A 25,698-nucleotide genomic window follows, 5' to 3' on the forward strand; every position below is an offset into this window, starting at 1 on the left:
GACTGTTCCTTGAGTCGACCCAAGAACGAAAGCTAGTCTGTGGCTCGAACAGGCTCGGGCAACGACCCGATCGGCGCACGGACTCCACCCGAGAGGCAACCGATGGTGACCGAATCCCCGCAGGAGGCCGCCGGCCGGGCCCGCGTGGTCCTCAACGACCTCGACCTGGTCCTGCCGGCCGTCGACGCGCTCTACCGCGACCTACACGCCAACCCCGAGCTGTCCGGCGCCGAGGCGCGCACGGCCGGCGTCATCGCCGAGCGGTACGCCGCCGCCGGCCTCGCCGTGACCCCGGGCGTCGGCGGCCACGGCGTCGTCGGGGTGCTCGCCAACGGGGCCGGGCCGGTGGTGGCCGTGCGCGCCGACTTCGACGCGCTGCCGATCGCCGAGGACACCGGCCTGCCGTACGCGAGCACCGCCGTCGCCACCCGCGCCGACGGCACCACCGTGCCGGTCATGCACGCCTGCGGTCACGACCTGCACACCGCGAGCCTGGCCGGGGCCGCACAGCTCCTCGGCGCCCGCCGCGAACTGTGGTCCGGCACGCTCGTGCTGATCGCCCAGCCGGCCGAGGAGTCGATGCAGGGCGCCAAGGCGATGCTCGCCGACGGCCTGTTCCGCGGGGACGGCCGTTTCCCACGCCCGGACGTCGTGCTCGCCCAGCACTGCGCCATCACGCGCGCCGGGATGGTGCACCACCGGCCCGGGCTCGCCTACTCGGCGTGCCGCAACTTCCGGATCACCATCCACGGCAGCGGCGCGCACGGCGCGGCCCCACACTGGTCGGTCGACCCGGTGGTGCTCGCCGCCCAGACCATCGTCATGCTGCAGACGGTCGTCTCACGCGAGGTCGACCCCGACGAGATGACCGTGCTGACCGTGGGCTCCGTCCACGCCGGGACCCGGCCCAACATCATTCCGGCCGAGGCGGTGCTCGAGGTCACCCTGCGCGGCACGTCCGAGGCGGTGATGGACCAGCTGCAGGCCGCGATGGAACGGATCGTGCGCGGCGTCGCCGAGGCCGGCCGGGCGCCCCGGCCACCCGACATCGAGCTGCTTGAGCAGACCCTCCCGGTCCGCAACGACGCCGACGTCACCGCCCGGGTACGGGCCGTGCACGCCGACCTCTTCCCGTCCGGCGACATGGTCGACCTGCCGTGGCCCAACAAGGGCAGCGAAGACTTCGCTTACTACGGCGAGCCCGGCGACGGGCGCTACTACGCCGGCCCGGCGATCCCGGTGTCGATGTGGTTCTACGGCAGCACCGCGGCCGACCTCTGGGACGCGGCGAGCGGCGACCTGCGCGAGCGCATCGCCCGGATGCCCGGCCAGCACACGCCCTTCTACGCACCGGACCGGCTGCCCACGCTGCGCCGCGGGGTCGAGACCCTCGTCGGGGCCGCCCTCGCGTTCCTGCCCGCACCGGTGCCGGCCCAGGGAGATCCGGCATGATCGACGCGTTGCGCGCCATCGAACGGCGGGTGCTCTGGCTCGCCGTCCGGATGGTCGACGCCGCCAACCGCGAGCGCGACACCGGCGACGGCGTGAAGGTCGGCGGCCACCAGGCGTCGTCGGCGTCGCTGGTCTCGGTGCTCACCGCCCTCTACTTCGCCCACCTGCGCCCCGCCGACCGGGTTTCGGTCAAGCCGCACGCCGCGCCGGTGTACCACGCCATCCAGTACCTGCTGGGCAACCTCGACCGGTCCTATCTCACCCGGCTGCGCAGCCGCGGCGGGCTGCAGGCGTACCCCTCGCGGACGAAGGATCCCGACGGCGTCGACTTCTCCACCGGCTCGGTCGGGCTCGGCGCCGCCGCGCCGCTGTTCGCCGCCGCGACCCGCCGGTACGTCGACGCCCACTTCGGCCCGCGCGAGGCGGCGCGCTTCGTGGCGGTCATCGGCGACGCGGAGCTCGACGAGGGCAGCGTGTGGGAGGCCGTGGCCGACCCCGCGACCGCCGGCCTCGGCAACGTGATGTGGGTCGTCGACCTCAACCGCCAGTCGCTCGACCGGGTCGTGCCCGGCATCCGCGTCGCACAGTGGGCAGCGCAGTTCGCCGCCGCCGGATGGCACGTGGTCGAGGTCAAGTACGGCTCCCGCCTGCGCGCCGCGTTCGCCCGGGAGCACGGGCCGGCCCTGCGCGACTGGCTCGACCGGATGCCCAACGAGCGCTACCAGTCGCTGTTCGGCATCGACGGCGAGCCGCTGCGCAAGCAGTTCCTCGACGGCGCGCCCGCCGAGGTCGCCGCGGCCGTCGCCGACGTGCCCGACGCCGAGCTCGCCGGGCTCCTGCAGGACCTCGGCGGCCACGACATCGAGGCGCTGCTGCGGGCCTACGCCGAGTGTGACCGCGTGACCGACCGGCCGAGCGTCGTGTTCGCCTACACGGTCAAGGGCTGGAACCTCCCCGCCGCGGGCCATCCGCGCAACCATTCGGCGCTGCTCAGCGGCGACCAGATCGACGCGCTGCGCGCTTCGACGGGCCTGACCGTCGCGACGGAGTGGGACCGCATCGATCCCGCGACCCCTGCGGGCGCGATCGTCGCGGACCGTGCCGCCGCGCCGCCGCGGCCGGCACCGCCGGGTCCGCGGGCAACGGTGCCGGCGCGATCGGGGGTACGGGTGGGGCAGCGGGCGTCGACCCAGGAGGTCTTCGGCCGGGTGCTCACCGACCTCGCCCGCGACCCGGCGGTCGGCCCACACCTCGTGACCACGGCACCCGACGTGGCCACCTCGACCAACCTCGCCGGCTTCATCAACCGCACCGGGATCTTCCACCCCGACGAGCGCACGACCTGGTCGTCGGACCCGATGCTGCGCTGGGTCGAGGGCCCCCGCGGTCAGCACATCGAGCTCGGCATCTCCGAGATGAACCTGTTCATGCTCCTCGGCCAGCTCGGACTGGCCGGCGAGCTGTCGGGCCAGCCGCTCCTGCCGGTCGGCACGGTCTACGACCCCTTCGTCTGCCGTGGCCTCGACGCGTTCATCTACGCCGCCTACAGCGGGGCCAGCTTCGTCGTCGCCGGCACCCCGTCGGGCGTCACCCTCGCGCCGGAGGGCGGTGCGCACCAGTCGACGTTGACCGCCTCGATCGGCCTCGAACTGCCGGGCGTCACCTTCGCCGAGCCGGCGTACGGCGCCGCCCTCGACTGGCAGCTCTGCGACGCCCTCGGCGCGGTCGCCGAGGGCCGCGGCGCCTTCTACTTCCGGCTCACCACCCGGCCGATCGACCAGACGCCGTTCGAGGCGGCCCGGGCCCGGCTCGGCGACGCGGTGCTGCGCCGCCAGGTGCTTGCCGGCGCCTACCGGCTGCGCGACGGCGGCGACCAGGCCGTCACGGGCGCGCCCGTCGTGTACCTGGTCGGCAGCGGCGCGGTCCTGCCCGAGGTGCTCGCGGCCGCCGACGAGCTGACCGACGAGGGAATCGCGGTGCACGTCGTCGACGTCACATCGCTCGACCGGCTCTACGCCGGCTGGCGGGCCGCCGTGCGCGACGGCATCCGCAGCGCGCGCGTACCGGCACTGCCCGGCGCGATGCGCACCGTCTTCGCCGGCCGCGCGCCGCTGGTGACCGTGCACGACGCGGCCTCGCACACCATGGCCTGGCTCGGCTCGGCGCTCGGCGTGCCGTGCGTGCCGCTGGGCGTCGACGGCTTCGGCCAGTCCGGTACGGTCCACGACCTCTACGAGATCCACGACCTCCAGCCGGGCGCGATCGTCAACGCGGCCCTGTCGGCGTTGAGCCTCCATGGCTGAGCCCCGCCACCACGACCTCGTGCTCACCGGCGGCACCGTCGTCGACGGCCGCGGCGGCCCGGGGGTGCTCGCCGACGTCGCCGTCGACGGCGACCGGATCGCCGCGGTCGGCGCGCCCGGCGCCTTGGCCGGCCGCAGGACGCTCGTCGTCACGGGCAAGGTCGTCAGCCCCGGCTTCATCGACATCCACTCGCACGCGGACTTCACGCTCGCCGTCGACGGCCGCGCGCAGAGCAGCGTGGCGCAGGGCATCACGACCGTGGTGACCGGCAACTGCGGGCACGGCGTCGCGCCGGTCACCGACCGGTCGGCCCCGCTGGTGCCGACGAACATCCCCGGTTGGCGGGCGGAATGGGACGACCGGCAGACCTGGCGCACGTTCGCGGACTACCTCGACGCGCTGCGCGGCCGCGGTGTCGGCGTGAACGTGCTCCCGCTCGTCGCGCACGGCGCGCTGCGCCTTGCCGTCGCCGGGTTCGAGACGCGCGCCCTTCGTCGCGCCGAGCTCGACCGGATGCGGGGCATGGCCGCCGAGGGGATGGACGCCGGCGCGATCGGTCTGTCCACCGGGCTCGAGTACGCGCCCGGCCTGGCCGCCGACACGGCGGAGCTCATCGCCGTCGCCGGCCCGGTCGGGGAGCGCGCCGGCCTCTACGCCTCGCACTGCCGCAACCGGACGGACCGGATCGTCGAGGCTGCGCAGGAGGCGGTCACGGTTGCCGGGCGTACCGGGTGCCGGCTGCAGCTGTCGCACTTCGTGCGCCGGCCGACCGCCACCGACCGGTCGCTGTTCCACCGCGCTGTCGACGTGGTCCGGGCCGGCCCGACCCGGTCGCGGCTCGACGTCTTCCCGTTCCCGCACGGCCCGACCCCGCTGCCGACCTTCGTCGTGCCGATGTCGATCCGCGACGCACCGCGCCGCGAGGTGGCCCGCCGGCTCGCCGACCGGAGCCTCCTCGACGACCTCGACCAACGGTTCGTCGACGCGCTCGCGTCCGGCGTCGCCGCGACCTGCTACCTCGCGTCCGACGGTGGCGACGGTACGCTGGTCGGCCGGTCGCTCGGCGACCTCGCCGGCGAGTGGGGCATGTCGCTGCCCGAGGCGGTGCTCGAGGTGCTGCGCCGGGCCGACGTCGACTTCTACGACGCCGTGGTCGTCGAGCGCGTCTTCGACGACGCCGACCTGCGGTGGGCGCTGCTGCAGCCGGACTTCCTGGTGATGGGCGACGGGCTGACCGGCGCGCTCGACGGACCCCTCGCCGGGCACGCGATGTGCGCCTCCGACTGGGGGTACGCGCCGCAGATGCTCGGCCGCTTCGTCCGCGGCGAACGCCTGGTCCCGATCGAGCAGGCGGTCGCCCGGATGACGGCGGAGCCGGCGGCGCAGCTCGGGCTCACGGACCGGGGCGTGCTCTCCGCGGGCTACCGGGCCGACATCGTCGTGTTCGACCCGGCGCGCGTCGGCACCGCGGTGCGGGAGGACGCGCTGATCAGCATGCCCGCCGGCATCGACGAGGTGCTCGTCAACGGTACCGCCGTGGTCAGTGCGGGCCGCTTCACCGGTGCGCTGCCGGGGACCGTGGGACACCGCCCTGGATGACCTGCCGCACCCGGCGCAGCGCGGAGATGTCGGCGAGCGGGTCACCGTCGACCAGGATCAGGTCGGCGACCTTGCCCGCCTCGATCGTGCCGATCCGGTCGGCCAGTCCGAGGTTCGCCGCGGCGTGGCGCGTCGCGGCGACCAGCGCCTCGGCCGCTGACAGCCCGATCCGCGTCATCAGCGCGATCTCCTCGGGCAGCCCGCCGTGCCGGTTGAACGGCGTGCCGGCGTCGGTGCCGGCCGCGAACCGCACACCCGCCGCGTGCGCCCGCCGGAAGCTGGCCTCGCGGTCTGCGACCACCGCCTCCGACTTGGCCCGCAACCACGGCGCCAGCCGGTCGCCGGACGCGAGCGCACACTCCACGCCTGCGAGCGTCGGCACCAGGTAGACGTCGTCGCGGGCGAGCAGCAGCTCGATGGCCTCGTCGTCGAGGTAGAAGCCGTGCTCGACGGAGTCGACGCCGGCCCGCAGCGCGTTCTTGATCCCCTCGTTGCCGATCGCGTGCGTCGCGACCCGCAGCCCGGCGTGGTGCGCCTCCTCGACGAGGACCTTGAGCTCCTCCGGCGCGTACGCCGTGCGACCGGCCGTGACGCCCGGCGTGAGCAGCCCGCCGGTCGACATCACCTTGATGAAGCCGGCACCCTCCTTCGCGGCCAGCCGGGTCGCCTTGCGCACCTCGTCGACGCCGTCGACCTCGCGGCCGAGGAAGTAGCCGTGGCCGCCGGTCATCGTGATGACGAGCCCGGCCGCCTGCACCCGGGCGCCCTCGACCAGCCCGTCGTCGACGGCGCGGGCCACCTCGATCGCGACGCCGCCGAGCGCGCCGCAGTCGCGTACGGTCGTCACGCCCGCGTCGAGGTGGGCCAGCGCGTTGCGGACGGCGTGGATGGCGGCGCGGGTCGGGCTGTCGCCGGTCATCTGGGCGATGATGTCGGTCGTCGCGGTCGCGCACAGGTGGGTGTGGCAGTCGATCAGGCCGGGCAGCAGCGTCATGCCGCTGCCGTCGACGATCGTGGCGTCGGGCGGTGCCGCCGGCCCGACGGCGCTGACCAGTCCATTGTGGATGGTCACGGTCGCGTCGCGCACGGTGCCGTCGACCGCGTCGAACACCCGGGCACCGACAATCCCGATCATGTTTCCTCCAGCTCGCCCAGGTGGTCGTCCATCACCGCGGCGATCCGGCCCGGATCGCGGCTGCGCAGCGCGCGCAGCGTCTCCTCATGGATGTGCACGGTGTGGGCGTAGTCGGTGTACTGCTCGTCGAACCCGTCGAGGAGGATCGCCAGCTCCTCCATGATCTGGTGGGAGTAGAGGGCCAGGCGGGGGCTGCGCGCGGCGCGGGCGATCTCGTAGTGGAACAGGTCGTTGGCGCGCACCCACTCGGCCGGCCTGCCGCGCGCCGGGCCGAGCATCGCGATCGCCTCCGCCATGGCGGAGAAGTTCTCCTCGGTCGCCCGTTGGCCGGCGAGGCGGGCCAGTTCCTGCTCGACCGGGTGGCGGGCCTCGGTCAGCTCGGCGAGCGTCGCGCGGTGACCGGTCCGGGAGAGGCCGAGCACGTGGGTCGGCACGATCGCGGTGGCCACCACGATGCCGCCGGTGTGACCGCGCCGGACCGTCACGACGCCCGCGTCGGCGAGCAGGGTGATCGCCTCGCGGACGGTCGGCCGGCTGGTGCCGAGCATGACGGCGAGGTCGTCGATGCTGGGCAGGCGGTCACCCGGGCGGTAGCGGCCGCGCCGGACCGCGTAGGTGATCTGGTCGACCACGTCCTCGTGCAGCCGCCCGCCGCGCACGGGGACGAACCCGCGGTCGTCAGCCAAGACCGACCACCGCGCGCACGGCATCGAGGGTCGGTGCGACCTCCGGGAACGCGGCGCCGACCGACGTCGCGGTCTTCAGGCCGCTGCCGGTGACCACGTGGACGACCCGATCCCCGGGTCCGATCAGCCCCTCGGCCCGGGCCCGGCGGACTCCGGCGATCCCGGCCGCGGCGCCCGGCTCGGCGAAGACGCCGGCCAAGGTGCCGAGCATCCGCGCCGCGTCGAGGATCTCGTCGTCGGTGACGGTGAGGAACGCGCCGCCGCTGGCCCGGACGGCCCGCAGTGCCTTGACCGCGTTGCGCGGGGCGCCGACCGACACCGAGTCGGCCACGGTCCGCGCCGGCACCGGCACGATGTCCTCGCTGCCGCGCTCCCACGCGCGGGCGATCGGCGCCGCGCCCGCCGGCTGCACGGCCAGCAGCCGTGGCGACCGGGGCAGCCGCATCTCCGCCAGCCCCTTGCCCAGCGCGGCCACCGTGCAGCCGTCGCCGACCGCGACGCTGACCCAGTCGGCGCCGGCGTCGCCGAGCTGGTCGGCGATCTCGAGCCCGCAGGTCTTCTTGCCCTCCATGAGGTACGGATTGACGGCGCAGTTGCGGTCATACCACCCGAACGCGCGGGCCGCCTCCTCGCACAGGTCATAGGCGTCGTCGTAGCTGCCGCGCACCAGCATGACCCTGGCGCCGAACGCGGCGAGCTGCGCCAGCTTGCCGACCGGCGTCGACGCCGGCACGAAGATGCGCGCGGTCAGGCCGACGGCGGCGCACGCACCGGCCAGGCTGGACGCCGCGTTGCCCGTGGAGGCGCAGGCGACGTCGGTGAAGCCGGCATGCGCGGCGAGCTCCACCGCCAACGCCGAGGCGCGGTCCTTCAGCGACCCGGTCGGGTTGCGGCTCTCGTCCTTGACGAGCAGCTCGGCCACACCGAGGTCCGCGGCGAGCCGCGGCGCCGGCAACAGCGGAGTCGCGGTGAGGTAGCCCGACGGCAGCCGCCGAGGCCCGGGCGGCAGGGGAAGCCGAGCACGGTAGCGGTCGAGAGGATCGCTGCCGGCGCCCGACCGCGTCCCGTCGCCGGGCGCGATCACGTCGAGGATGCCGGTGAGGCCCTCGTGGCGCGGGCAGACCGACGCGTCGACCGTCGGCCGGTGGGCGGCCCCGCACAGCACACATTGCAGCTCGACCCGCAGCAACCCGGTATCCGTCACCGATCCATTGGACGACGCCAAAGAACAAACGTCAAGATGTTTGCTGTTTGCCGTCATCGTCGACCGCCGTCGCCCCTGAGGACCCGTACGCCGCGACCCGCTGGGTCCCCCTCGGCCCCACCACGCCGCGGCACGGCTCAGCGCACCGCGTTGCGCCAGATGATTTTCGTCGGCGTGATGCGGATGACGACCCGGTCGTTGTCGGCGTTGATCCGGATCCAGCGGACGGTCGCCTCGTCCTCGTGGAGGTACTTGAGCAGCACCGGCCACGACTCGTCGCGCACGGTCGGGCCGTCCACGATCTCGGCGATGCCGAAGAGGGTCACGTAGGTGCCGCTGAGCTGGTCGTCCACGCAGACGCTGACCCGTGGGTCGCGGCGGATGTTGCGCACCTTCAGCGTCCAGCCGGGGCTGCTGATCCGCATGACCTGGCCGTCCCAGTGGTACCAGGCAGGCGTGGCCTGCGGGCTGCCGTCGGGCCGGTTGGTGGCGAGCACGGCGTTGCGCATCCGCGCCAGGAAGTCGGCCATCTGCTCGTCACCGAAGGCGAACGTGGGCGGGGCGGCGGCTGCGGTGCGAGGTACCTCGGCGATCTCGAACTGGCTCATCCGGAACTCCCTTCGACGGGTACGGGGACGTGGCGTCGGCGGGTCGGCGCATCGGGCGCCCGGCCGAGCGGACTGGCCGCCAGCTCCCGGCTGAAGTGGCAGGCGGCCGACTGGTCCGGCCCGACCACCCGCAGCACGGGCTGATCGGTACGGCACCGCTCGGGCTGTCCGAGCTGCGTGTAGAGCCAGCACCGCGGGTGGAAGCCGCAGCCGGGCGGAGGCGTGATCGGAGACGGCAGGTCACCGGTGAGGACGATGCGTTCCCGCACCCGCTCGGTCTCCGGGTCGGCCACCGGCAGCGCCGACACCAGCCCGCGCGTGTACGGGTGGGCGCACGCGGTCAGCAGCGCGCCGGCCGGTGCCTCCTCGACGATCCGGCCGAGGTACATCACCGCGATGCGGTCGCTGACGTGGCGGACCACGGCCAGGTCGTGGCCCACGAACAGATAGGTCAGGCCCAACCGTGCGCGCAGGTCGACCAGCAGGTTGAGCACCTGGGCCTGGATCGACACGTCGAGGGCGGACACCGGTTCGTCGAGGACGAGGAACGAGGGGTTCACGGCGATCGCGCGGGCGATCGCGACCCGCTGCCGCTGGCCGCCGGAGAGCTGGTGCGGGTACCGCTGGGCGAGGTCGGACCGCAGGCCGACCAGGTCGAGCAGCTCCCGGACCCGGGCCGGGCGGTCGCGGGGTGGCAGCAGGCGGTGCACCGCGAGCGGCTCGGCCAGGATCGCGCCGATGCGCTGCCGGGGGTTGAGCGAGCCGTACGGATCCTGGAACACGATCTGCGCCTCGCCCCGCAGCTGGCGCAGCCCCCGGCGGGGCAGGCTCAGCACGTCCCGCTCGCCGATGCGGACCCGGCCGGTCGCCGGTACGAGGCGGAGCATGGCCTGGCCGAGCGTGCTCTTGCCGGAGCCCGACTCGCCGACCAGGCCCAGCGTCTGCCCGGCCGGGATGGTCAGGCTGACGTCGTTGACGGCGGTCAGGGTGCCCGACCGCCGGCCGGGCAGGCCGGCGCCGGTGCGGAACGTGACCCGCAGGTGTTCGACCTCGACCGTGGCGCTCATCGCAGCCATCCTTCGGGTTCGGTGGCGTGGCAGCGTGCGTCGTGTCCGGTGCCACGCCGGCTCAGCGCCGGTTCGTCCTGCCGGCACACCGGCCGCGCGTGGCGGCAGCGGGGAGCGAAGTGGCAGCCCTCGATGGCCGTGCCGAGGTCGGGCGGGCCGCCCTCGATCGGGATCAGGCGTTCGTCGTCGGAGAGCGTCGGCAGCGCGTCGAGCAGGCCCCAGCTGTAGGGCATCTTCGGCGTGTAGAACAGGTTGTCGACGGCACCGGTCTCGACGATCTGGCCGGCGTACATCACCGCGATCCGGTCGCAGATCCCGGCCGCGATGCCCAGGTTGTGGGTGATCAGCAGGACCGCGGTGCCGGTCTCGCTGCTGAGCTCCTGGATCAGCTCGAGGATCTGTGCCTGGATCGTCACGTCCAGCGCGGTGGTGGGCTCGTCGGCGATGAGCAGCCGCGGCGTGCAGGAGAGCGCGATTGCGATCATGACCCGTTGCCGCATGCCGCCGCTGAGCTGGTGCGGAAAGTCGTCAAGCCGCAGCCGGGGGCTCGGGATGCCGACCCGGGCCAGCAGCTCGGTGGCGCGTTCGCGGGCGGCGCGGCGGCTGAGGCCGAGATGCTGGCGCAGCGGTTCGGCGACCTGCATGCCGATGGTGTAGACGGGGTTGAGGCTGGTCGACGGGTCCTGGAAGACGAAGCCGATCCGGTGCCCGCGGATGTCGCGCATGCCCGCCTCCGGCAGCGCGAGCAGGTCCCGCCCGTCGAAGAGGATCTCGCCGCCGGTGACCCGGGCGTCGGCGGGCAGGATCCTGGCGATGCTGCGCGCGGTCATCGTCTTGCCGCAGCCGGACTCGCCGACCAGGCCGAGGGTCTGCCCGGCCTCGATGCTGAAGCTCACGTCCTGCACCGCCCGGACCGGAGCCGGACCGGAGCCGATCTCGGTGGACAGCCGGTGCACCTGCAGCAGGGCCATCTCAGTCTCCTCCCGGCCGCGACGTCGGGTCGATGAGGTCGCGCAGGCCGTCGCCGAGCAGGTTGAGGGCCAGCACCACCAGCGCGACGGCGACGCCCGGCACCACGGTCAGCCACCAGCCGAGCCGCATGTAGGCCCGGGCGTCGCTGAGCATGACGCCCCACTCGGGGGTCGGCGGGGCGGCGCCGAGGCCGAGGAACGACAGCGCGGAGCCGATGAGGATGGCGGTCGCGATGGTGGTGGTGGTGAGCACGAGCATCGGCCCGAGGATGTTCGGCAGGACGTGCCGGAGCAGGATCCGCCGGTGGGTGCAGCCCATGGCGACGGCGGCCTTGATGTACGGGCGGACCAGCACGCTGAGCACGGAGGCGCGGGCGACCCGGGCGAAGACCGGCACGGTGGCGACCCCGACCGCGATGATGACGTTGGTGACGCTGCCGCCCAGGATCGCCACGATGCCGAGGGCGAGGAGCACCGCCGGGAAGGCCAGCAGGATGTCCATGAACGCGACGGCACCGAGGTCGACGGCCCGGCCGAAGTAGCCGGCCAGGCAGCCGACGGTACCGCCGACGACGAGTCCGAGGAAGACCGCGAAGAGGCCGGTGGCCAGGGTGAGGTGGCCGCCGGCCAGGATCCGGCTGAAAATGTCGCGGCCGAACTGGTCGGTCCCGAACGGGTGGGACCAGCTCGGGCTCTCCAGGCGGGCCAGCGGGTCGAGCGCGGTCGGGTCGTGCGGCGTCGTGACCATGCCGACGACGCTGGCCATGAGGACCACGACGAGCAGCACCGCACCGATGACGAAGCTCGGGTGCCGCAGATAGCGCTTCATGACGGCTTACCCCCGTGCCGGATGCGCGGGTCGACCACGGTGTACAGCAGGTCGACGACGAGGTTGACCAGGACGTAGCTGACCGTCGCGAACAGGACGGTGCCCTGCACGATCGGGAAGTCGCGGTTGGTGATGCCGGACAGCAGCAGTTGCCCGATCCCGTGCCGGGTGAAGATGGTCTCGACGACGACCGCGCCGGCCAGCAGGTTGCCGATCTGCAGGCCGACGATGGTGAGCACCGGGATGACCGCGTTGCGCATGGCGTGCACGCCGATGACTCGCCGCTCCCGCATGCCCTTGCTGCGGGCGGCGACGACGTAGTCATGGTTGAGCACCTCGAGCAGCGAACCGCGCATGAACCGGGCGATGATGCAGGCTGCCCCGATGGCCAGGGTCACCGCGGGCAGGATGATCGCGCCCGGCCGGTCGGCGCCGATGGCCGGCAGCCACCGCAGATTCACCGCGAACAACAGCAGCAGGACCATGCCGAGCCAGAACGTGGGCACCGACAGGCCCAGCGTGGCCAGGCCCATCAGCGCGGTGTCCACCTTGGACCCGCGCTTGAGCGCGGACACGGTGCCGACGAGCGAGCCGAGGAGCACCGCGATGACCATCGCGGCCAGCATGAGCTGGATGGTCTGCGGGATGTTCTGCAGGACGAGGTCGAGCACCGGCCGCTGGTAGCGGTACGAGTAGCCGAGGTCGCCCTGGAGCGCCCGGCCCATGAAGCTGACGTACTGGTCCCACAGCGGGCGGTCGAAACCGTACTGGGCCCGCAGCTGCTGGCGGGTCTCCTCGCTCACCGGCACGTCGCCGACGACGGCCGTGACCGGGTCGCCCGGGGTGAGGTACAGGCTCAGGAAGACCAGTCCCGACACCCCGAGCAACACGGGGACCAACAGCGCGATGCGCTGAAGGATGTACCGTGTCACGGCTTGAGCCAGACATCGGCGTAGTAGGGATACGCGAGCACGTTGGTGTGCAGGTTGCCCACCCTCGAGCTGACCCCGTACAGGAAGGCGCCCTGGTAGATCGGGTAGATCAGCGCCTTGTCCATGATCGTGGTCTGCAGCTCGCCGAGGATCTCGTGGCGCTTGGCGACGTCCGTCTCGACCGTCTGCCTGCTCAGCAGGTCGTCGATCTGCGTGTCCTTGATGCGGGACCAGTCGAACCCGCCGTAGTTCTTGGAGCTGTAGAAGAGCTGGATGCCGGACGCGTCGCTGTCGACCAGGCCGGTGATGCCGCCGGTGCCCTCGCCCTTGCCGTTGGCGTCGGTCGCGGCGGCGGCGGCGCGGATGTCCACCGACACGTCGAAACCGAGCGGCTTGAGCAGGCCCTGGACGCCGGTGGCGATCGGGTTGAACTGCGCGTGCGTGATGATCTTCAACGCGAGCCGGGTGCCGTTCTTGCTGCGGAAGCCGTCGCTGCCCATCGTCCAGCCGGCCCCGTCGAGCAGGCTCTCGGCCTTCGCCTTGTCGTACGGGTACCTGCCCTCCACCGCCTTCGTGTAGCCGACGGTCCGCGGGGAGATCGGGCCCTCGGCCGGGGTGTAGATCCCGAACAGGGCGGTGTTGATGAGGTCGGTTCGGCTGATCCCGTACTGGATCGCCTGCCGGACCGCGAGATCGTCGGTCGGGGCGCGCTCGGTGTTCAGGAACAGCGCGAGCGAGCCGCCGCTCCACGGCGCGGCCACCATGGTCAGGTCGGAGCCCTTCTTCTTGAGCAGGGAGAAGTCGGCCGCCGGCATGTTCCAGGCGATCTGTACGTCACCGCTCTGGACGGCCGCGGACCGCGCCCCGTCGTCCGGGACAATCTTGAAGATCAGCTTGTCCAGGTACGCCTTGCCCTGGTGCAGGAACGACGGCCCCCAGGCGTAGTCGGCCGTGCGCTGCAGGGTCACGTGGTCACCGGTCACCCACTCCACGAACGACATCGGGCCGGTGCCCACCGGGTGCTGGCCGTAGCTGTTGCCGTACTTGGCGACCGCCGCCGGGGACACGATGGCCAGCCAGTGCTGACTCAGGGAGTTGAGCAGCGACGGGAAGGGCGTGGCGTACGTGAGCTCGACCGTGGCCGGGTCGACCGCGGTCACCGTCTTCAGCGGGCCGAGCTTGGCCCGGGCGACCGGCGACTTGAACGAGGAGTCGAGGATCCGGTCGAAGTTGAACTTCACCGCCGAGGCGTCGAAGTCGGTGCCGTCCTGGAACTTCACGCCGGTACGCAGCTTGAAGGTCGTTTTCAGGCCGTCGGACGAGGTCGTCCAGGACGACGCCAGCCCGCCGACGTACTCGCCGTTGGCCGGGTTGAGCCATACCAGTGGGTCGTAGATCTGCATGAACACTTGGTGCGCGGCCGCCTGGGCGGCGCCGGCCGGGTCGAGGCTGTCCGGCTCGGCGGAGAGCGCCACGCTCAGCGTGCCGCCGTCGACCGGCGTGCCGCCGCCCTGGTTCTCCTCGGCGGGACCTGAACCGCACGCGGCGGCGGTGAGCAGCACGGCCACGCCGCCGATCACCATCCGCCGAAGTCTGAGCCACGAGGGAGCTGACATTCTCCAGAACCTCCTCGTCCGAGCCGCCGTGGGATCGGGTCGGCCCCGACCCCGCTCCGTGCGCCGACGGAGGCGGCCCGATGTTCGATGACGAGAAGCTACTGTGAACATAAGGCGGCTTCAAGACATGCTCGGCTAAATTTCGAAAATGATCGGCGTGATCTCGCATCTCATCGGCGACGGCGACAGGCGAGCACTGGAGTTTGTGGGTGAAGGTCCACCGAGTGGCGATGCACCGCTTCCGTGGCGTTCTGTCCGGCCCGGTGCACCTCGACGGAAATGCCCTACTGGTGCGGTCCGACGGCGGCGCATGAGCGACGGCCCGGCCCGCGTCGAGCTGGATGCCCTCGACGCGAGCCGGGGCCGGATGCGCGTTCAGCCGCGGTACTGGTTGCGGGTGTAGGCGAGGCTGAACGCCCCCAGGTTGGTGTAGTACCGCGACACCAGGTACGCCGGGTCGCTCGCGATGACGCCGGCCTGCAGGTCACTGCCGTCGTTCAGGTCGTCCCAGGCCCACGGGGCGTGTGCGGCGTTGGGCTGCCAGTCGTCGCCGGCGAACGCGCCCCAGCTCGCATACGGCGGGTTGCTGTTGCGCCGCTCCCACGGCCCACCCGGGCCGAAGATGTCGACGAGGCGGTACCGCGCGTTGCGGTCGTTCGGCCCCGACGGGACCGCGCCAGCGGTGCGGCTGGGGTAGTACACGACGCCGTCGCCGCCGGGGAACGACCCGCCGGACCAGTTGTAGCAGCCATGCCCCTTCGACTCCTGCGACGTGGTCGGGTGCGCGGCGCCGTCGAAGGACTGCATGAGCACCGTGCCGTCGATGTTCTCGCGCCCGGAGGTGTAGGTGCCGCCGGTCGGGACGTAGGAGTAGAAGTTGTCGTGGGCGAGCGTCACCATCGCCTCGAGCGTGCCGGTGCCGCCGTCCTTGCGCACCGTGAGCAGCAGACCCTCCATGTCGTTCTCGTGCGGGAAGAAGGTCTTGTAGTCGCGGGCGTGGTAGTAGGCGTAGACGATGAACCAGTGCGTGCCGGTCTCGACCACGGAGTAGTAGACGGTCCCGACCAGGCCGGACGCGAACGCGTCGAGGTTGTTCCAGTTGTTGCGCGTGTTCCACTCACCGTCGTAGTCGACGGGCGCCAGGTAGTCGGCGCGGTAGGTGCTCGCGGTGTCCTGGTAGTGCACCGGCGCCCACCGGTACGCCAGTTCGGCATCGGTGACGGCCGCGTGCGCGGCGCTCGCCGGAGCGACGATGGTCGCCGCGACGAGCAGAACGGTCGTGACAGAGCGCCACAACTTCACGGGGTACTCCCTCGGTTCATCCGGGTATCGGAGGCAACCGGAGCGTAGGCATCGAACATTGATGGCGGTCGACGCGAACATAGCGATCTTCGTACGCGCCGTCGTCCTTACGCCTCGCGCACGGCCGAGCGAGCGACTTCGGTAGCCTGTCGAGCCTGTCCGCAGCCACCCGGACACGCTGAGTCCGCCCGCAGAGAACCGTTCCGCAACGTTCATAGGCCCATCACGGCATGGCCACGACGGTACCGAGCCGCCCGCTTAGCGTCGTGACGTCAGTGAATCCAACGATTGAGGTTCTATGTTTCTGCGCCATGTATTGGTGAGCCTGGCCGTCGTGCCCGTGCTCGCCGTGCCGGCAGTCGCCCACGCCGCATCCACCGGCCACCCCGGAGTGTTGCCGCAGAAGACGCACTTCGACCTGCAGGCCCACCGCGGCGGCATCGGTATGACGACCGAGGAGTCGCTTGAGGGGTTCGGCAAGGCGATGCGCCTGGGGGTCAGCACGCTGGAGCTGGACACGCACGTCACGAAGGACCAGAAGGTCGTGGTCAACCACGACCGTCAGATCAGCGCCCAGAAGTGTCGCGACACCGCGCCGGTCACGGCCGGCGACCCGATGTACCCGTACGTCGGCAAGTACATCAAGGACCTGACCCTGGCCCAGCTCAAGACGATGGACTGCGGATACCAGCGGCTGCCCGACTTCCCCGAGCAGGAGGTGATCAAGGGCTTCCGCATGGTCGAGCTCAAGGACGTTCTGAACCTCGTCAAGAGCTACCACGCCAAGCAGATCAAGCTCAACATCGAGACCAAGGTCGAGGCCGGCGCGCCCGAGCAGACCGCGCCGCGCGAGCTGTTCGTCCGCCGGGTCTTCGAGGAGATCCGCGCCTCCGGCATCGAGGACCAGGTCACCATCCAGTCCTTCGACTGGGGTGCGTTGAAGGAGATGCACCGGCTCGCGCCGAAGTGGCCGCTCGTGGCCCTGACGAACTACGACTTCCTGCAGGTCGGCAAGCCGGGCGCCTCGCCGTGGCTCGGTGGCATCGACGCTGACGACTTCGGGGGCGACTTCGTGCGGGCGGCCGCCTCGATCCCCGGCGTCACGGCCCTCTCGCCCGTGTACGGGTTCCCGCAGAACGGCAAGATCGGTGACCCGAACTTCCGGTTCTACCCCGATGCGGCCATGGTGCAGGCGGCGCACGACCGGGGCCTGAAGCTCATCCCGTGGACCTGTGACGACCCCGCCACCATCGAGGCGCTCATGGACATGGGTATCGACGGCATCATCACGAACTACCCGAACCGTGTCCGGCAGATCATGGCGGAGCGCGGCATGCGACTGCCGAAGGCGTACAACCCGCGTTGATGCCCGCCCGGGGTATCCGGGCGCTGATCGAGCGGTACCGGCGATGCGGCGCCTGCGGTGGCAGGCGCCGCATCGTGCGGGGGTCCGGACTATGCGGGCTTCGCGGCGGCCTTGACCGTCGTTGCCAGCAGCGCGCTCTTCACCAGGGGCGCGTAGCCGCTGGCGTGCCCCGCCTGGTTGGGGTGGTAGGACTCCGACGTCGGGTTCGAGATGCCGTTGATCCACTCGGTCGCGTCGCAGACGGCGTGGCCGGTGAAGCTCGACCGGGGGTCGACGAACGCGAACCCGTGCGCCGCCGCGCGGCCCTTGATCGTGGTGGCGAGCAGATCCGCCGTGTCGTTGAGCTCGATCTGCTCCCCGGGGCTGATGCGGGCCAGCGACTGGCAGTCGCTCTCGTTGAACAGGCGGGGGTAGCCGACGACGACCACGCGGGCCTTGGGCGCCAGCGCCCGGATGCGGTTGTACAGGTTGTCCAGCGTGCCGGGCAGCGTGCTGGTGATGTACGCGTTGGCGTTGTCGATCTCGCCCCAGCACGTGTAGGGCCACGGCAGGGCGCATCTGCTGATGACGTTGCCGAAGCCGGCGTCGTTGCCGCCCACCGACACGGTGACGTGGGTCGTCGTGGCGGAGAGGCTGCCGAGCTGGGTGTTGAGCACATCGCTGACCTTCGCTCCGCTGCAGGCGGCGAAGGCGAACGTGGCGGCGCCGATCTGGCTCTTGACGAGGACCGGGTACGCCACCGGGGAGCGCTGGCAGTTCGTGCCGTCCGAGTAGTAGGAGCGGGTGCCGACGCCCGAGGCGTACGAGTCGCCGAGCGCGGTGTACACGACGGTCGCGGCGTGTGCGGGCAGGCTCCACGCCACGGACGCCGCGAGGGTGACGGCGAGGCCGGTGGCGAGGGTGAAGAGGCGCTGTCTCCAGCGTGACGCGGGGGTGGCCAAGGCGTTCCTCCTGAGGTAGCAGCCCACCGCACATGGTTCTCATCGGTACATGTCTATCGGTGGTGAGGCACTACTTTGATGGAGATCGCCGCCGATGGCAAGAGAGGATCTTCAGCGATCGCGGCGGCGGGCCGCGCGGGCGCCGCGTCCGGGCGATGTCGACCGGTTCCGCCCGACTGGGGTGGCCGTGGCCGATTACTCCACATGGCCAAGGGATCATGTCCGCTGCTACGCTCTATTCACCGTCGTGGATTTCACCGTCCTCAATGCTGCGGCCGGAAAGGCGGCTGGAGAGCGGAGCGGCATGGACATCGGCATCCTCGGGCCGGTCGAAGTCTCGGTGGACGGCCGGTCGCTCCAGCTCGGCGGGCCGCGGACCCACTCGGTGCTGGCCGTGTTGTGCCTCGAGGCGGGCCGGATGGTCCCGACCGACCGGTTGATCGAGGTGCTCTGGGGCGAGAACCCGCCGGCCACCGCGCGCTCCCAGGTCCAGATCTGCGTCTCCACCCTCCGGCGGGTGTTCGCCGCCGCGGCGTCGACCGGCCCGCCGGTGGTCATCGAGACCCGCCCGCCCGGCTACGCGCTGATGCTCACCGGTGCGCGGCTCGATGCGCGGCAGTTCGAGGAGCGGGCGGCGCAGGCGACCAGGCTGGCCGCCGACGGTGCGCTGCACGAGGCCGCCGGGCTGTTCCGCTCCGCACTGGAGCTGTGGCGCGGGCCGCCGCTCGCCGGGCTGACCGGCCCGATCCTGGAGGCCAGCGCCCTTCACCTCGAAGAGCGGCGGCTCGCCGTGCTGGAACGGCACATCGAGGTCGAGCTGCAGATCGGCCGGCACGCGGAGCTGGTCGGGGAGCTCGGCGAGCTCATCCTCCAGCACCCGCTGCACGAGTGGTTCTACGGCGCGCTGATGACCGCGCTGCACCGCTGCGGTCGACGAGCCAAAGCCCTGGACGTGTACCGGCAGGCCCGTACCGTCCTGGTCGGCGAGCTCGGCCTCGAACCGGGGGCGGAGTTACGCCGCATCGAACAGCTCGTGCTCGCCGGAGCCCCGGAGGGACCGGCCGCAGCGGAGCCGACTCGTGAACGGGCCGAGGTGCCGGTGCCGTCGGCCGACGATCCGCCCGGTCCGAACCGGCTCCGTCCGGCGGCGCCGAGCCAGCTGCCGATGCCGGCTGCCGACGATTCGCCAAGGGCGGCACGGTCCCGTCCGGTGACGCCGAACCTGCTGCCGCTGGACACCGCGGACTTCACCGGCCGCGCCGCCGAGGTGGCCCGGGTCACCTCGGCGGTCACCGGCGCAACCGGCCGCAGCGCGTCCCGGCAACCGGCGATCGTCGCCATCTCCGGCCCCGGCGGGGTCGGCAAGTCCGCCCTCGCGCTGCACGTCGCGCACAGCCTGCGCGCCGCGTTCCCCGACGGCACGCTGTACGCGAACCTCTCCGACGGCACCTGGCCCGTCCAGCCGGTGGAGATCCTCGGCCGGTTCCTGCGCGCGCTCGGCGTCAACGGGCTGGCCATACCCGGTGGCGTCGACGCCCTCGGCGAGGTCTACCGCGACCTGATCTCGGACCGGCGGATGCTCATCCTGCTCGACAGCGCCGTCAACGAGACCCAGGTGCTGCCGCTGTTACCCGGCAACGAACGGGCCGCCGTCATCGTGACCAGCCGTCATCGGCTGACCGCGCTGCCCGGCGCCGAGCACGTGTCGCTCGACGTGCTGCCGCCCGAGCCGTCGGTCGACCTGCTCGCGGCGGTGGTCGGGGCAGCCCGGGCCGGCCGCGACGACCCGGCCCTGACCGAGCTGGCCCTGCTCTGCGGCGGGCTGCCGCTCGCCCTGCGGATCGCCGGGGCCAGGCTCGCCTCCCGCCCGCACTGGAAGCCCAGCCGGCTGATCGGACGGATGCGCGACGAGACCCGCCGGCTCGACGAGCTGGAGCACGGTGCGCTCGGGGTACGGGCCAGCATCGCGGTGAGCTACTCCGGCCTCGGCCCCGACGCCCAGCGACTGCTGCGGCTGCTGGCCTGCCTCGACGCGCCCGAGTTCGGCTCGTGGGCCGCCGCCGCGCTGCTCGACGTGGCCCTGGACGACGCCGAGGACCTGGTCGACGACCTGGTCGAGGCGCACCTGCTGGCGGTGCTCGCCGAGACGGCCGACGGGCCGGTCCGGTTCCGGCTGCTCGACCTGGTGCGGGTGTTCGCGCGGGAGCGGGCCCAGTCCGAGGAGCCGGACGACCAGCGGGCCACTGCGGTCCGGCGAGCCCTCGCCGGCTGGCTGTACCTGGCCGAGGAGGCGCACCGCCGCGAGTACGGCGGGCAGTACACCATCCTCCACGGCGCCGAGCCCCGCTGGGTGCTGCCGAAGAGCGCGACCGCCGCCCTGCTGGAGCAGCCGCTCAGCTGGCTGGAGGCCGAGCGGCCGGCCCTCACGGCCGGGCTGCGCCAGGCGGTGCGCAACCGCTGGGACGAGCTGGCCTGGGACCTCGCGCTGACGCTGGTCACGCTGTTCGAGGCGCGCAGCTACCTGGTGGACTGGCGGGAATCGGCCGAGCTGGCGCTCGCACTGGTCCGTCAGCTGGACAACCGGCGAGGCATCGCCGCCATGCAGTACGCGCTGGGTGCGCTGCACATCGTCGAACAGCGCCACGCCGACGCGCGCGACCGGCTGCGCCAGGCCCTCGACGGCTTCACCGCCTGCGACGATCACCACGGGCGGGGGCTGGTCCTGCGCAACCTCGCCTTCCTCGACCGGATCGCCGGACGGCCGGACCTGGCCCGCCTCGGGTACGAGCAGGCGCTGCCGATCCTGCGTGAGGCCGGCGACCAGATCGCGGTGGCGCACGTGCTGTCCAGCCTGGCCGCGCTCCGGCTGGACGCGGGCGACGCCAACCAGGCGCAGAAGATTCTCGACGACGCTTTGGCGATCACCCAGATCGCCGGCAGCCGCCGGGTCGAGGGGCAGATCCTGTTCCGGCTCGGCGAGGTCTACCTGCGGCGGGACGAGCTGGACCGGGGCGCGGAGGCGTTCCATCAGGTCCTGCGCCTGGCCCGGGACCACGGCGATCGGCTCGGTGAGGCATACGCACTGCTGGGCCTCGGCCGGGTCCGGCACCGCGAGGGCCGGCACGGGGCGGCGGAGACCGCCTTGGCGCAGGTGTTGCAGCTGGCCGAGGCGCTCGGGGACCGGCTGGTGGAGGCGCACGCCCGGCAGGCGCTCGGCATGCTGGACATCGAGCGGGATGAACCGGCACGGGCTGACGAGTGGCTCGATGCCGCAGCGCGGACGTTCGGTGCGATCGGGGCGACCGTGCAGCAGGTCAACGCGCTGGTCGTGCTGGGGGAGCTACGGTTGCGCCTCGGCGACACGCACGGCGCCATGCGTGCCGCGGTCAGCGCGGGGGCCCTGCTGGGCGATGTCGATCGTGACGACGACACCGCGGAGGTTCGCGGGCTCCGGCAACGGATCAGCGAGCTGACCCGGCCGGCCTGAACGGGCTGCCCCAGTTGGTGTCGAGTCTGCGCGTCATCTCGGTGTCCCTCCCGATCGCCGGATACCCGTGTGGTACCGCTGGGACCACGGAAACCCCGCCGCCTTTCGATGATCTATTCGTCGGCCAATTCGGGTCGATGAATGCTCCACGGATAGCGGGCCGATAGCCCGGCGCCGCACAGTCTCCGTTTGTGGTTCACGGCGACGCACCCGAGCAATGCACCGCGCGCCTGGGGCTGACGGTCGCCGGCGCGCTGGTCAACCGCGGGGTGCTCACCGTCGGCCTGCTCGGCGCCGGTGCGCTCGCCGGCGAGTACCTCGCGCTGCTGCCCGACCTGCTGCCCACCGTCAGCCAGGTCTCGCTGTTCGACCACGACGAGCGGGCCGCCGACGAGCTGTGGGACCGGCTGGTCGAGCCGATGCGCCGCCGCGGCGTCCAGCTGTGCGTCGATCGGCACGTCCGTGACGTGGTCCGCGGCGCCGATCTGGTGCTCCCGGTCGACGCCGGGCACGCGGTACCGCTGCGGGCCAGCTGGCTCGCCGCGGGCGCGGTCGTGCTGAATCTCGGCGAACGGTGCCTGCCCACCCCGCTGCGGACCGCCGCCGACGTCCTGCTCACCGCCGCCGAGCCGCGGGCCGTGCTGCTCGCCGTCCTGGTCCGCCGGCTGCACGGGCCCCGCCTCGTCGTCGTGGACCTGGCGGGATAGCCACCGGATGCCCGCCCGATAGGCCGTCACGATGCACTGCCGCCAGCGTTCGATCGGTACTTCGAAGAGAGGCGGCCCATGAACCAAAAAATGATCAGCCTGGACCGGGTGGAGCAGCTGTCCACCAAGGAGGTGCACGAGCTCTACCGCCGCCACGTCAGCCGCAGTCAGGTCTCGTTGATGACCACCTTCGGCTTCGGCCGCGAGCTGGTCGAACGGGCCGAGGGCGCGGCGATCTGGCTGCGCGACGGCCGGCGGGTGCTCGACTTCACCGGCGGCGTCGGCGTGCTCAACCACGGCCACAACCACCCCCGCATCCTGCGGGCTCGGCAGCGGTACGCCGAGCAGGGCCGGATGGAGGTCCACAAGGCGTTCTTCTCGCCCTACCTGGCCGCGTTGAGCCACAACGTGGCCGCGCTGCTGCCCGGCGATCTGAACGTCTCGTACTTCCCCAACTCCGGCGCCGAGGCCAACGAGGGCGCCATCAAGATGGCGTACAAGTACCACGGCGGCAGCCGCGGCACGATCCTGCGGGCCGACATCAGCTTCCACGGCAAGACCCTGGGCGCCGGCAGCCTGACCGGTTCGACCGAGAACGCCTTCGCCTTCCCGGGCCTGCCGAACATCGGCGTCTACCCCTACGGCGATCTGGCCGGGCTGACCGCGGCGGTCGAGGCGGCCCGGCGCCCGGACGGCGGCTGCGACGTCTACGCGATCATGCTGGAGCCGTTCAGCGCCTCCAGCCTGCGCCACTGGTCCGAGGCCGACCTGTGGGCCGTGCGCGCGCTCTGCGACCGCAACGACATCATCCTGATCTTCGACGAGATCTACACCGGCTGGGGCAAGACCGGCAGCCTGTTCTACTTCATGCGGCACGCCGGCCTGGTACCGGACATCCTGACGTACTCGAAGTCGCTCGGTGGCGGAAAGGCGTCGATCTCCGGCTACACCGCCCGGGAGCCGGTGTTCCGCAAGGCGTACGACCGGCTGGCCGACGTGATCCTGCACAGCACCACGTACTACGGGTTCGGTGAGGAGACCGTCACCGCCATCGAGGCGGTCAACGTCGTGGTCGAGGACGACTACCCCGCCCGCGCCCGGCGGCTGGAAGCGGCGCTCGGCCCCGAACTGCACCGCGTCGCCAAGGCGCACCCGGACGTCGTCCGCGAGGTCAAGGGCACCGGGGCGCTGTGGGGCGTCTTCCTCGACGGCGGCCCGCGGATCCTGGACCTGGCCGGCAAGCTCGTGCCCGGATTCGGGCACGACCCGCGGTTCAGGACCAAGCTCATCACGCTGTCGGTGATCTCCCACCTGTTCCGCGAGCACGGGATCGTCACCTACTACAGCCCGAACGTCGAGAACCCGCTCATGGTCGCACCCAGCCTGGTCGTCTCCGACGAGGACGTGGAGCACTTCCTGGACAGCCTCGACGCCACGCTCAGCCGCGGCCTGCCCCGGCTGCTCACCTCGTTCGTCCGCGAGAAGGTGACCGGGCGATGACGGTTGTCGTGACCGGCGCGGCCGGCATGCTCGGCACGCACCTGGTCGAGCGGCTGCTCGCGACGGGCGAGCGGGTCCGCGGGGTCGACCGGCGCGGCAGCGCCGTGCCGCCGCACACCCGGCTGGAGCACGTCGAGGCCGACATCCGCGACTCGGCCGCCATGCGGCGGGCGTTCACCGGCGCGACCGCGGTCGTGCACTGCGCCTCGGCGCTGCCCAGCTATCCGGCCGACGTCATCCGATCGGTGATCGTCGACGGTACCCGCAGCGTGCTCGACGCGGCCGGGGAGGCCGGCGTGCCGCGCGTGGTGCAGATCAGCTCGACCGCGGTCTACGGCCTGCCGAAGGTCGTGCCCACCACCGAGGAGCACCCGCGCGAGCCGGTCGACGTCTACAGCGAGGCCAAGGCCGACGCCGAAGTCGTGGCGGACAAGGCCCGCGCCGACGGGATGTGCCTCACCACCCTGCGGCCGAAGACGTTCCTCGGTCCGGGCCGGATGGGGCTGTTCGCGATGCTGTTCGAGTGGGCCGAGGAGGGCCGCAACTTCCCGGTCCTCGGCCGCGGCGACGTCCGGGTGCAGATGCTGGCCGTCGAGGACCTGGTCACCGCGATCGAGACCGCCCTCGCCGCACCGCCGGACGTCGCGATCGACACCTACAACATCGCCGCCGCCGAGTTCGGCACGATCCGCGAGGACTTCCAGGCGGTGCTCGACGCCGCCGGACACGGCAGGCACGTCGTCGGGGTGCCGGGCCGGCCGGCCGTGGCGGTCCTCTCGATGCTGCAGCGTATCGGGCTGTCCCCGGTGTACGGGCGGCTGCTGCACAAGCTCCTCGCCGACTCCTACGTCAGCATCGCCAAGGCCCAGGACCGGCTCGGCTACGCGCCCACCCGGTCCAACCGGGACACGATCCTGGCCACGTTCGACTGGTGGCGCGAGCAGCGCGGCTCGCCGTCCGGGAACGGGGTCACCAGCCGGGAGCCGTGGAAGCAAGGGGCTCTCTCCGCCGCCAAGGCGTTCTTCTAGGACGGGAACCGCGATGACGACTCTGGAAACGACCCCCGCATCCACCGCCGTACCCACCCCGCTGGTGCTTGATCTCCTCCGGGTCGCCCGGCCGGCACACTGGGTCAAGAACGTCCTGGTGGTCCCGGCGGCCCTGCTCGCCGTGCCCACGGTCTCGGCGTCGAGCGCCGGGCACGTCCTGCTGGCCACCGTGGCGTTCACCCTCGCCTCGATCGCCGTGTACTTCGGCAACGACCTCGCCGACCGCGGCCGCGACCGGCTGCACGCGGTGAAGCGCCTGCGGCCGATCGCGTCCGGCCGGGTCTCCGGCGCCGTCGCCGTGACGGTCGCGACCGGCGTCCTGGGGCTGCTCGCCCTGCTGCTCATCGCCGTCCCGGACGTGCCGCCCGGCCCGATCCTGGCCTATCTGGTGCTCAACGTCCTGTACTGCCGGGTGCTCAAGCACGTACCGCTGGTGGATGCCGGCTGCGTCGCCGCCGGGTTCGTCCTGCGGGTGCTGGAGGGCTACCTGACCGTCGGTGCGCGCGTGGCCACCTGGCTGCTCGTGGCGGTCTTCTCGCTGTGCCTGCTGCTGGTCCTCGGCAAGCGGCGTCAGGAGCTGTCGGTCGGCGGCAGCGCTCACCGGCCCGCCCTGCGCGGCTACACCGTCGAGCTCACCGACCACCTGATCCAGCTGACCGCGGTCCTCACCGCCGTGGCGTTCCTGCTGTACCTGCGGGGCGACGCGCAACTCGGCGCGTTCGCGGAGCCGGCGATGCTGGCCTCGGTGCCGCTGGCCCTGTTCGCGCTCGCCCGGTACATCCAGGCGGTCCTGGTGCGCGGCGTGGGCGACCCCGTCCTCGTCCTGCTCCGGGACCGCGCGATCGTCGGTACCGGCCTGGTATGGGGCCTGCTGTTCGTCACCGCGCTGGTGCTGTCGCGCGACCCGGCGCTCGCCCACCGGCTCCAGTCCCTCATCAACTGA

The 25,698-nt window shown here is 72.2% G+C and carries 20 protein-coding genes; 9 read left to right on the forward strand and 11 right to left on the reverse strand.

Annotation, left to right across the window (positions count from 1 at the left end; genetic code table 11):
* Nucleotides 1-102: 102 nt before the first annotated feature.
* From IEZ31_RS00875 to IEZ31_RS00885, 3 genes are read left to right on the forward strand one after another with little or no spacing between them, the layout of a single operon-like run.
* The gene (locus tag IEZ31_RS00875; protein WP_190247726.1) at nucleotides 103-1,452 is read left to right on the forward strand and encodes an amidohydrolase; all 1,350 of its coding nucleotides are present in this window, start codon (nucleotides 103-105) and stop codon (nucleotides 1,450-1,452) included.
* Nucleotides 1,449-3,755: a thiamine pyrophosphate-binding protein gene (locus IEZ31_RS00880; RefSeq protein WP_190247727.1), complete on the forward strand. Its 2,307-nt coding sequence runs from the start codon at nucleotides 1,449-1,451 to the stop codon at nucleotides 3,753-3,755. The genes IEZ31_RS00875 and IEZ31_RS00880 overlap by 4 nt, the downstream gene beginning before the upstream one ends.
* Entirely contained in the window at nucleotides 3,748-5,355 is a 1,608-nt protein-coding gene (locus IEZ31_RS00885) for an N-acyl-D-amino-acid deacylase family protein (protein WP_229833886.1), read from the forward strand. The genes IEZ31_RS00880 and IEZ31_RS00885 overlap by 8 nt, the downstream gene beginning before the upstream one ends.
* On the opposite strand, the gene IEZ31_RS00890 is transcribed toward IEZ31_RS00885, so the two are convergent.
* The 10 genes from IEZ31_RS00890 to IEZ31_RS00935 all read right to left on the reverse strand — a co-directional run bounded on the left by IEZ31_RS00890 (nucleotide 5,312) and on the right by IEZ31_RS00935 (nucleotide 15,705).
* Nucleotides 5,312-6,490, reverse strand: a complete 1,179-nt coding sequence (locus IEZ31_RS00890; protein WP_190247728.1) for a metal-dependent hydrolase family protein — start codon at nucleotides 6,488-6,490, stop codon at nucleotides 5,312-5,314. The genes IEZ31_RS00885 and IEZ31_RS00890 overlap by 44 nt on opposite strands.
* A complete protein-coding gene (locus tag IEZ31_RS00895) occupies nucleotides 6,487-7,176 on the reverse strand; it encodes a FadR/GntR family transcriptional regulator (protein WP_190247729.1) in 690 nt (229 codons plus the stop codon). Before IEZ31_RS00895 ends, IEZ31_RS00890 begins: the two co-directional genes overlap by 4 nt.
* The gene (thrC, locus tag IEZ31_RS00900; protein ID WP_190247730.1) at nucleotides 7,169-8,380 is read right to left on the reverse strand and encodes a threonine synthase; all 1,212 of its coding nucleotides are present in this window, start codon (nucleotides 8,378-8,380) and stop codon (nucleotides 7,169-7,171) included. Before thrC ends, IEZ31_RS00895 begins: the two co-directional genes overlap by 8 nt.
* A 137-nt stretch (nucleotides 8,381-8,517) precedes the next feature.
* Nucleotides 8,518-8,988, reverse strand: coding sequence for a PPOX class F420-dependent oxidoreductase (locus IEZ31_RS00905; RefSeq protein ID WP_190247731.1), 471 nt, complete (start codon nucleotides 8,986-8,988; stop codon nucleotides 8,518-8,520).
* Complete coding sequence (locus IEZ31_RS00910) at nucleotides 8,985-10,055, reverse strand: ABC transporter ATP-binding protein (RefSeq protein ID WP_190247732.1); 1,071 nt, start codon at nucleotides 10,053-10,055, stop codon at nucleotides 8,985-8,987. The genes IEZ31_RS00905 and IEZ31_RS00910 overlap by 4 nt, the downstream gene beginning before the upstream one ends.
* Entirely contained in the window at nucleotides 10,052-11,026 is a 975-nt protein-coding gene (locus IEZ31_RS00915) for an ABC transporter ATP-binding protein (RefSeq protein ID WP_190247733.1), read from the reverse strand. The genes IEZ31_RS00910 and IEZ31_RS00915 overlap by 4 nt, the downstream gene beginning before the upstream one ends.
* Before the next feature lies 1 nt (nucleotide 11,027).
* A complete protein-coding gene (locus IEZ31_RS00920; RefSeq protein ID WP_190247734.1) occupies nucleotides 11,028-11,855 on the reverse strand; it encodes an ABC transporter permease in 828 nt (275 codons plus the stop codon).
* Entirely contained in the window at nucleotides 11,852-12,787 is a 936-nt protein-coding gene (locus IEZ31_RS00925; RefSeq protein ID WP_190247735.1) for an ABC transporter permease, read from the reverse strand. Before IEZ31_RS00925 ends, IEZ31_RS00920 begins: the two co-directional genes overlap by 4 nt.
* Nucleotides 12,784-14,370, reverse strand: a complete 1,587-nt coding sequence (locus tag IEZ31_RS00930) for an ABC transporter substrate-binding protein (protein ID WP_190247736.1) — start codon at nucleotides 14,368-14,370, stop codon at nucleotides 12,784-12,786. Before IEZ31_RS00930 ends, IEZ31_RS00925 begins: the two co-directional genes overlap by 4 nt.
* A 408-nt stretch (nucleotides 14,371-14,778) precedes the next feature.
* Nucleotides 14,779-15,705 carry a hypothetical protein gene (locus IEZ31_RS00935; protein WP_190247737.1) on the reverse strand — a complete coding sequence of 309 codons (927 nt, stop codon included), beginning with the start codon at nucleotides 15,703-15,705 and terminating at the stop codon, nucleotides 14,779-14,781.
* Between the two features lie 319 nt (nucleotides 15,706-16,024).
* Here IEZ31_RS00935 and IEZ31_RS00940 point away from each other — a divergent pair, with 319 nt between their 5' ends.
* The gene (locus tag IEZ31_RS00940; protein ID WP_229833891.1) at nucleotides 16,025-17,071 is read left to right on the forward strand and encodes a glycerophosphodiester phosphodiesterase family protein; all 1,047 of its coding nucleotides are present in this window, start codon (nucleotides 16,025-16,027) and stop codon (nucleotides 17,069-17,071) included.
* A gap of 89 nt (nucleotides 17,072-17,160) precedes the next feature.
* On the opposite strand, the gene IEZ31_RS00945 is transcribed toward IEZ31_RS00940, so the two are convergent.
* On the reverse strand, nucleotides 17,161-18,012 hold the full coding sequence (locus IEZ31_RS00945; RefSeq protein WP_190247739.1) for an SGNH/GDSL hydrolase family protein: 852 nt from the start codon (nucleotides 18,010-18,012) through the stop codon (nucleotides 17,161-17,163).
* 304 nt (nucleotides 18,013-18,316) lie between these two features.
* Here IEZ31_RS00945 and IEZ31_RS00950 point away from each other — a divergent pair, with 304 nt between their 5' ends.
* The 5 genes from IEZ31_RS00950 (at nucleotide 18,317) to IEZ31_RS00970 (ending at nucleotide 25,698) form a co-directional block, all read left to right on the forward strand.
* Nucleotides 18,317-21,499 (forward strand): AfsR/SARP family transcriptional regulator, encoded by a 3,183-nt coding sequence (locus tag IEZ31_RS00950; RefSeq protein WP_190247740.1) that lies wholly within the window; start codon nucleotides 18,317-18,319, stop codon nucleotides 21,497-21,499.
* A 191-nt stretch (nucleotides 21,500-21,690) separates the two neighbouring features.
* The gene (locus IEZ31_RS00955; protein ID WP_190247741.1) at nucleotides 21,691-22,206 is read left to right on the forward strand and encodes a hypothetical protein; all 516 of its coding nucleotides are present in this window, start codon (nucleotides 21,691-21,693) and stop codon (nucleotides 22,204-22,206) included.
* 180 nt (nucleotides 22,207-22,386) lie between these two features.
* The gene (locus IEZ31_RS00960) at nucleotides 22,387-23,706 is read left to right on the forward strand and encodes an aspartate aminotransferase family protein (protein WP_229833926.1); all 1,320 of its coding nucleotides are present in this window, start codon (nucleotides 22,387-22,389) and stop codon (nucleotides 23,704-23,706) included.
* A complete protein-coding gene (locus IEZ31_RS00965) occupies nucleotides 23,703-24,734 on the forward strand; it encodes an NAD-dependent epimerase/dehydratase family protein (RefSeq protein WP_190247743.1) in 1,032 nt (343 codons plus the stop codon). Before IEZ31_RS00960 ends, IEZ31_RS00965 begins: the two co-directional genes overlap by 4 nt.
* A gap of 13 nt (nucleotides 24,735-24,747) precedes the next feature.
* On the forward strand, nucleotides 24,748-25,698 hold the full coding sequence (locus tag IEZ31_RS00970) for a UbiA prenyltransferase family protein (protein ID WP_190247744.1): 951 nt from the start codon (nucleotides 24,748-24,750) through the stop codon (nucleotides 25,696-25,698).

Source organism: Dactylosporangium sucinum (genome assembly GCF_014647515.1).
GTDB classification, from domain to species: domain Bacteria; phylum Actinomycetota; class Actinomycetes; order Mycobacteriales; family Micromonosporaceae; genus Dactylosporangium; species Dactylosporangium sucinum.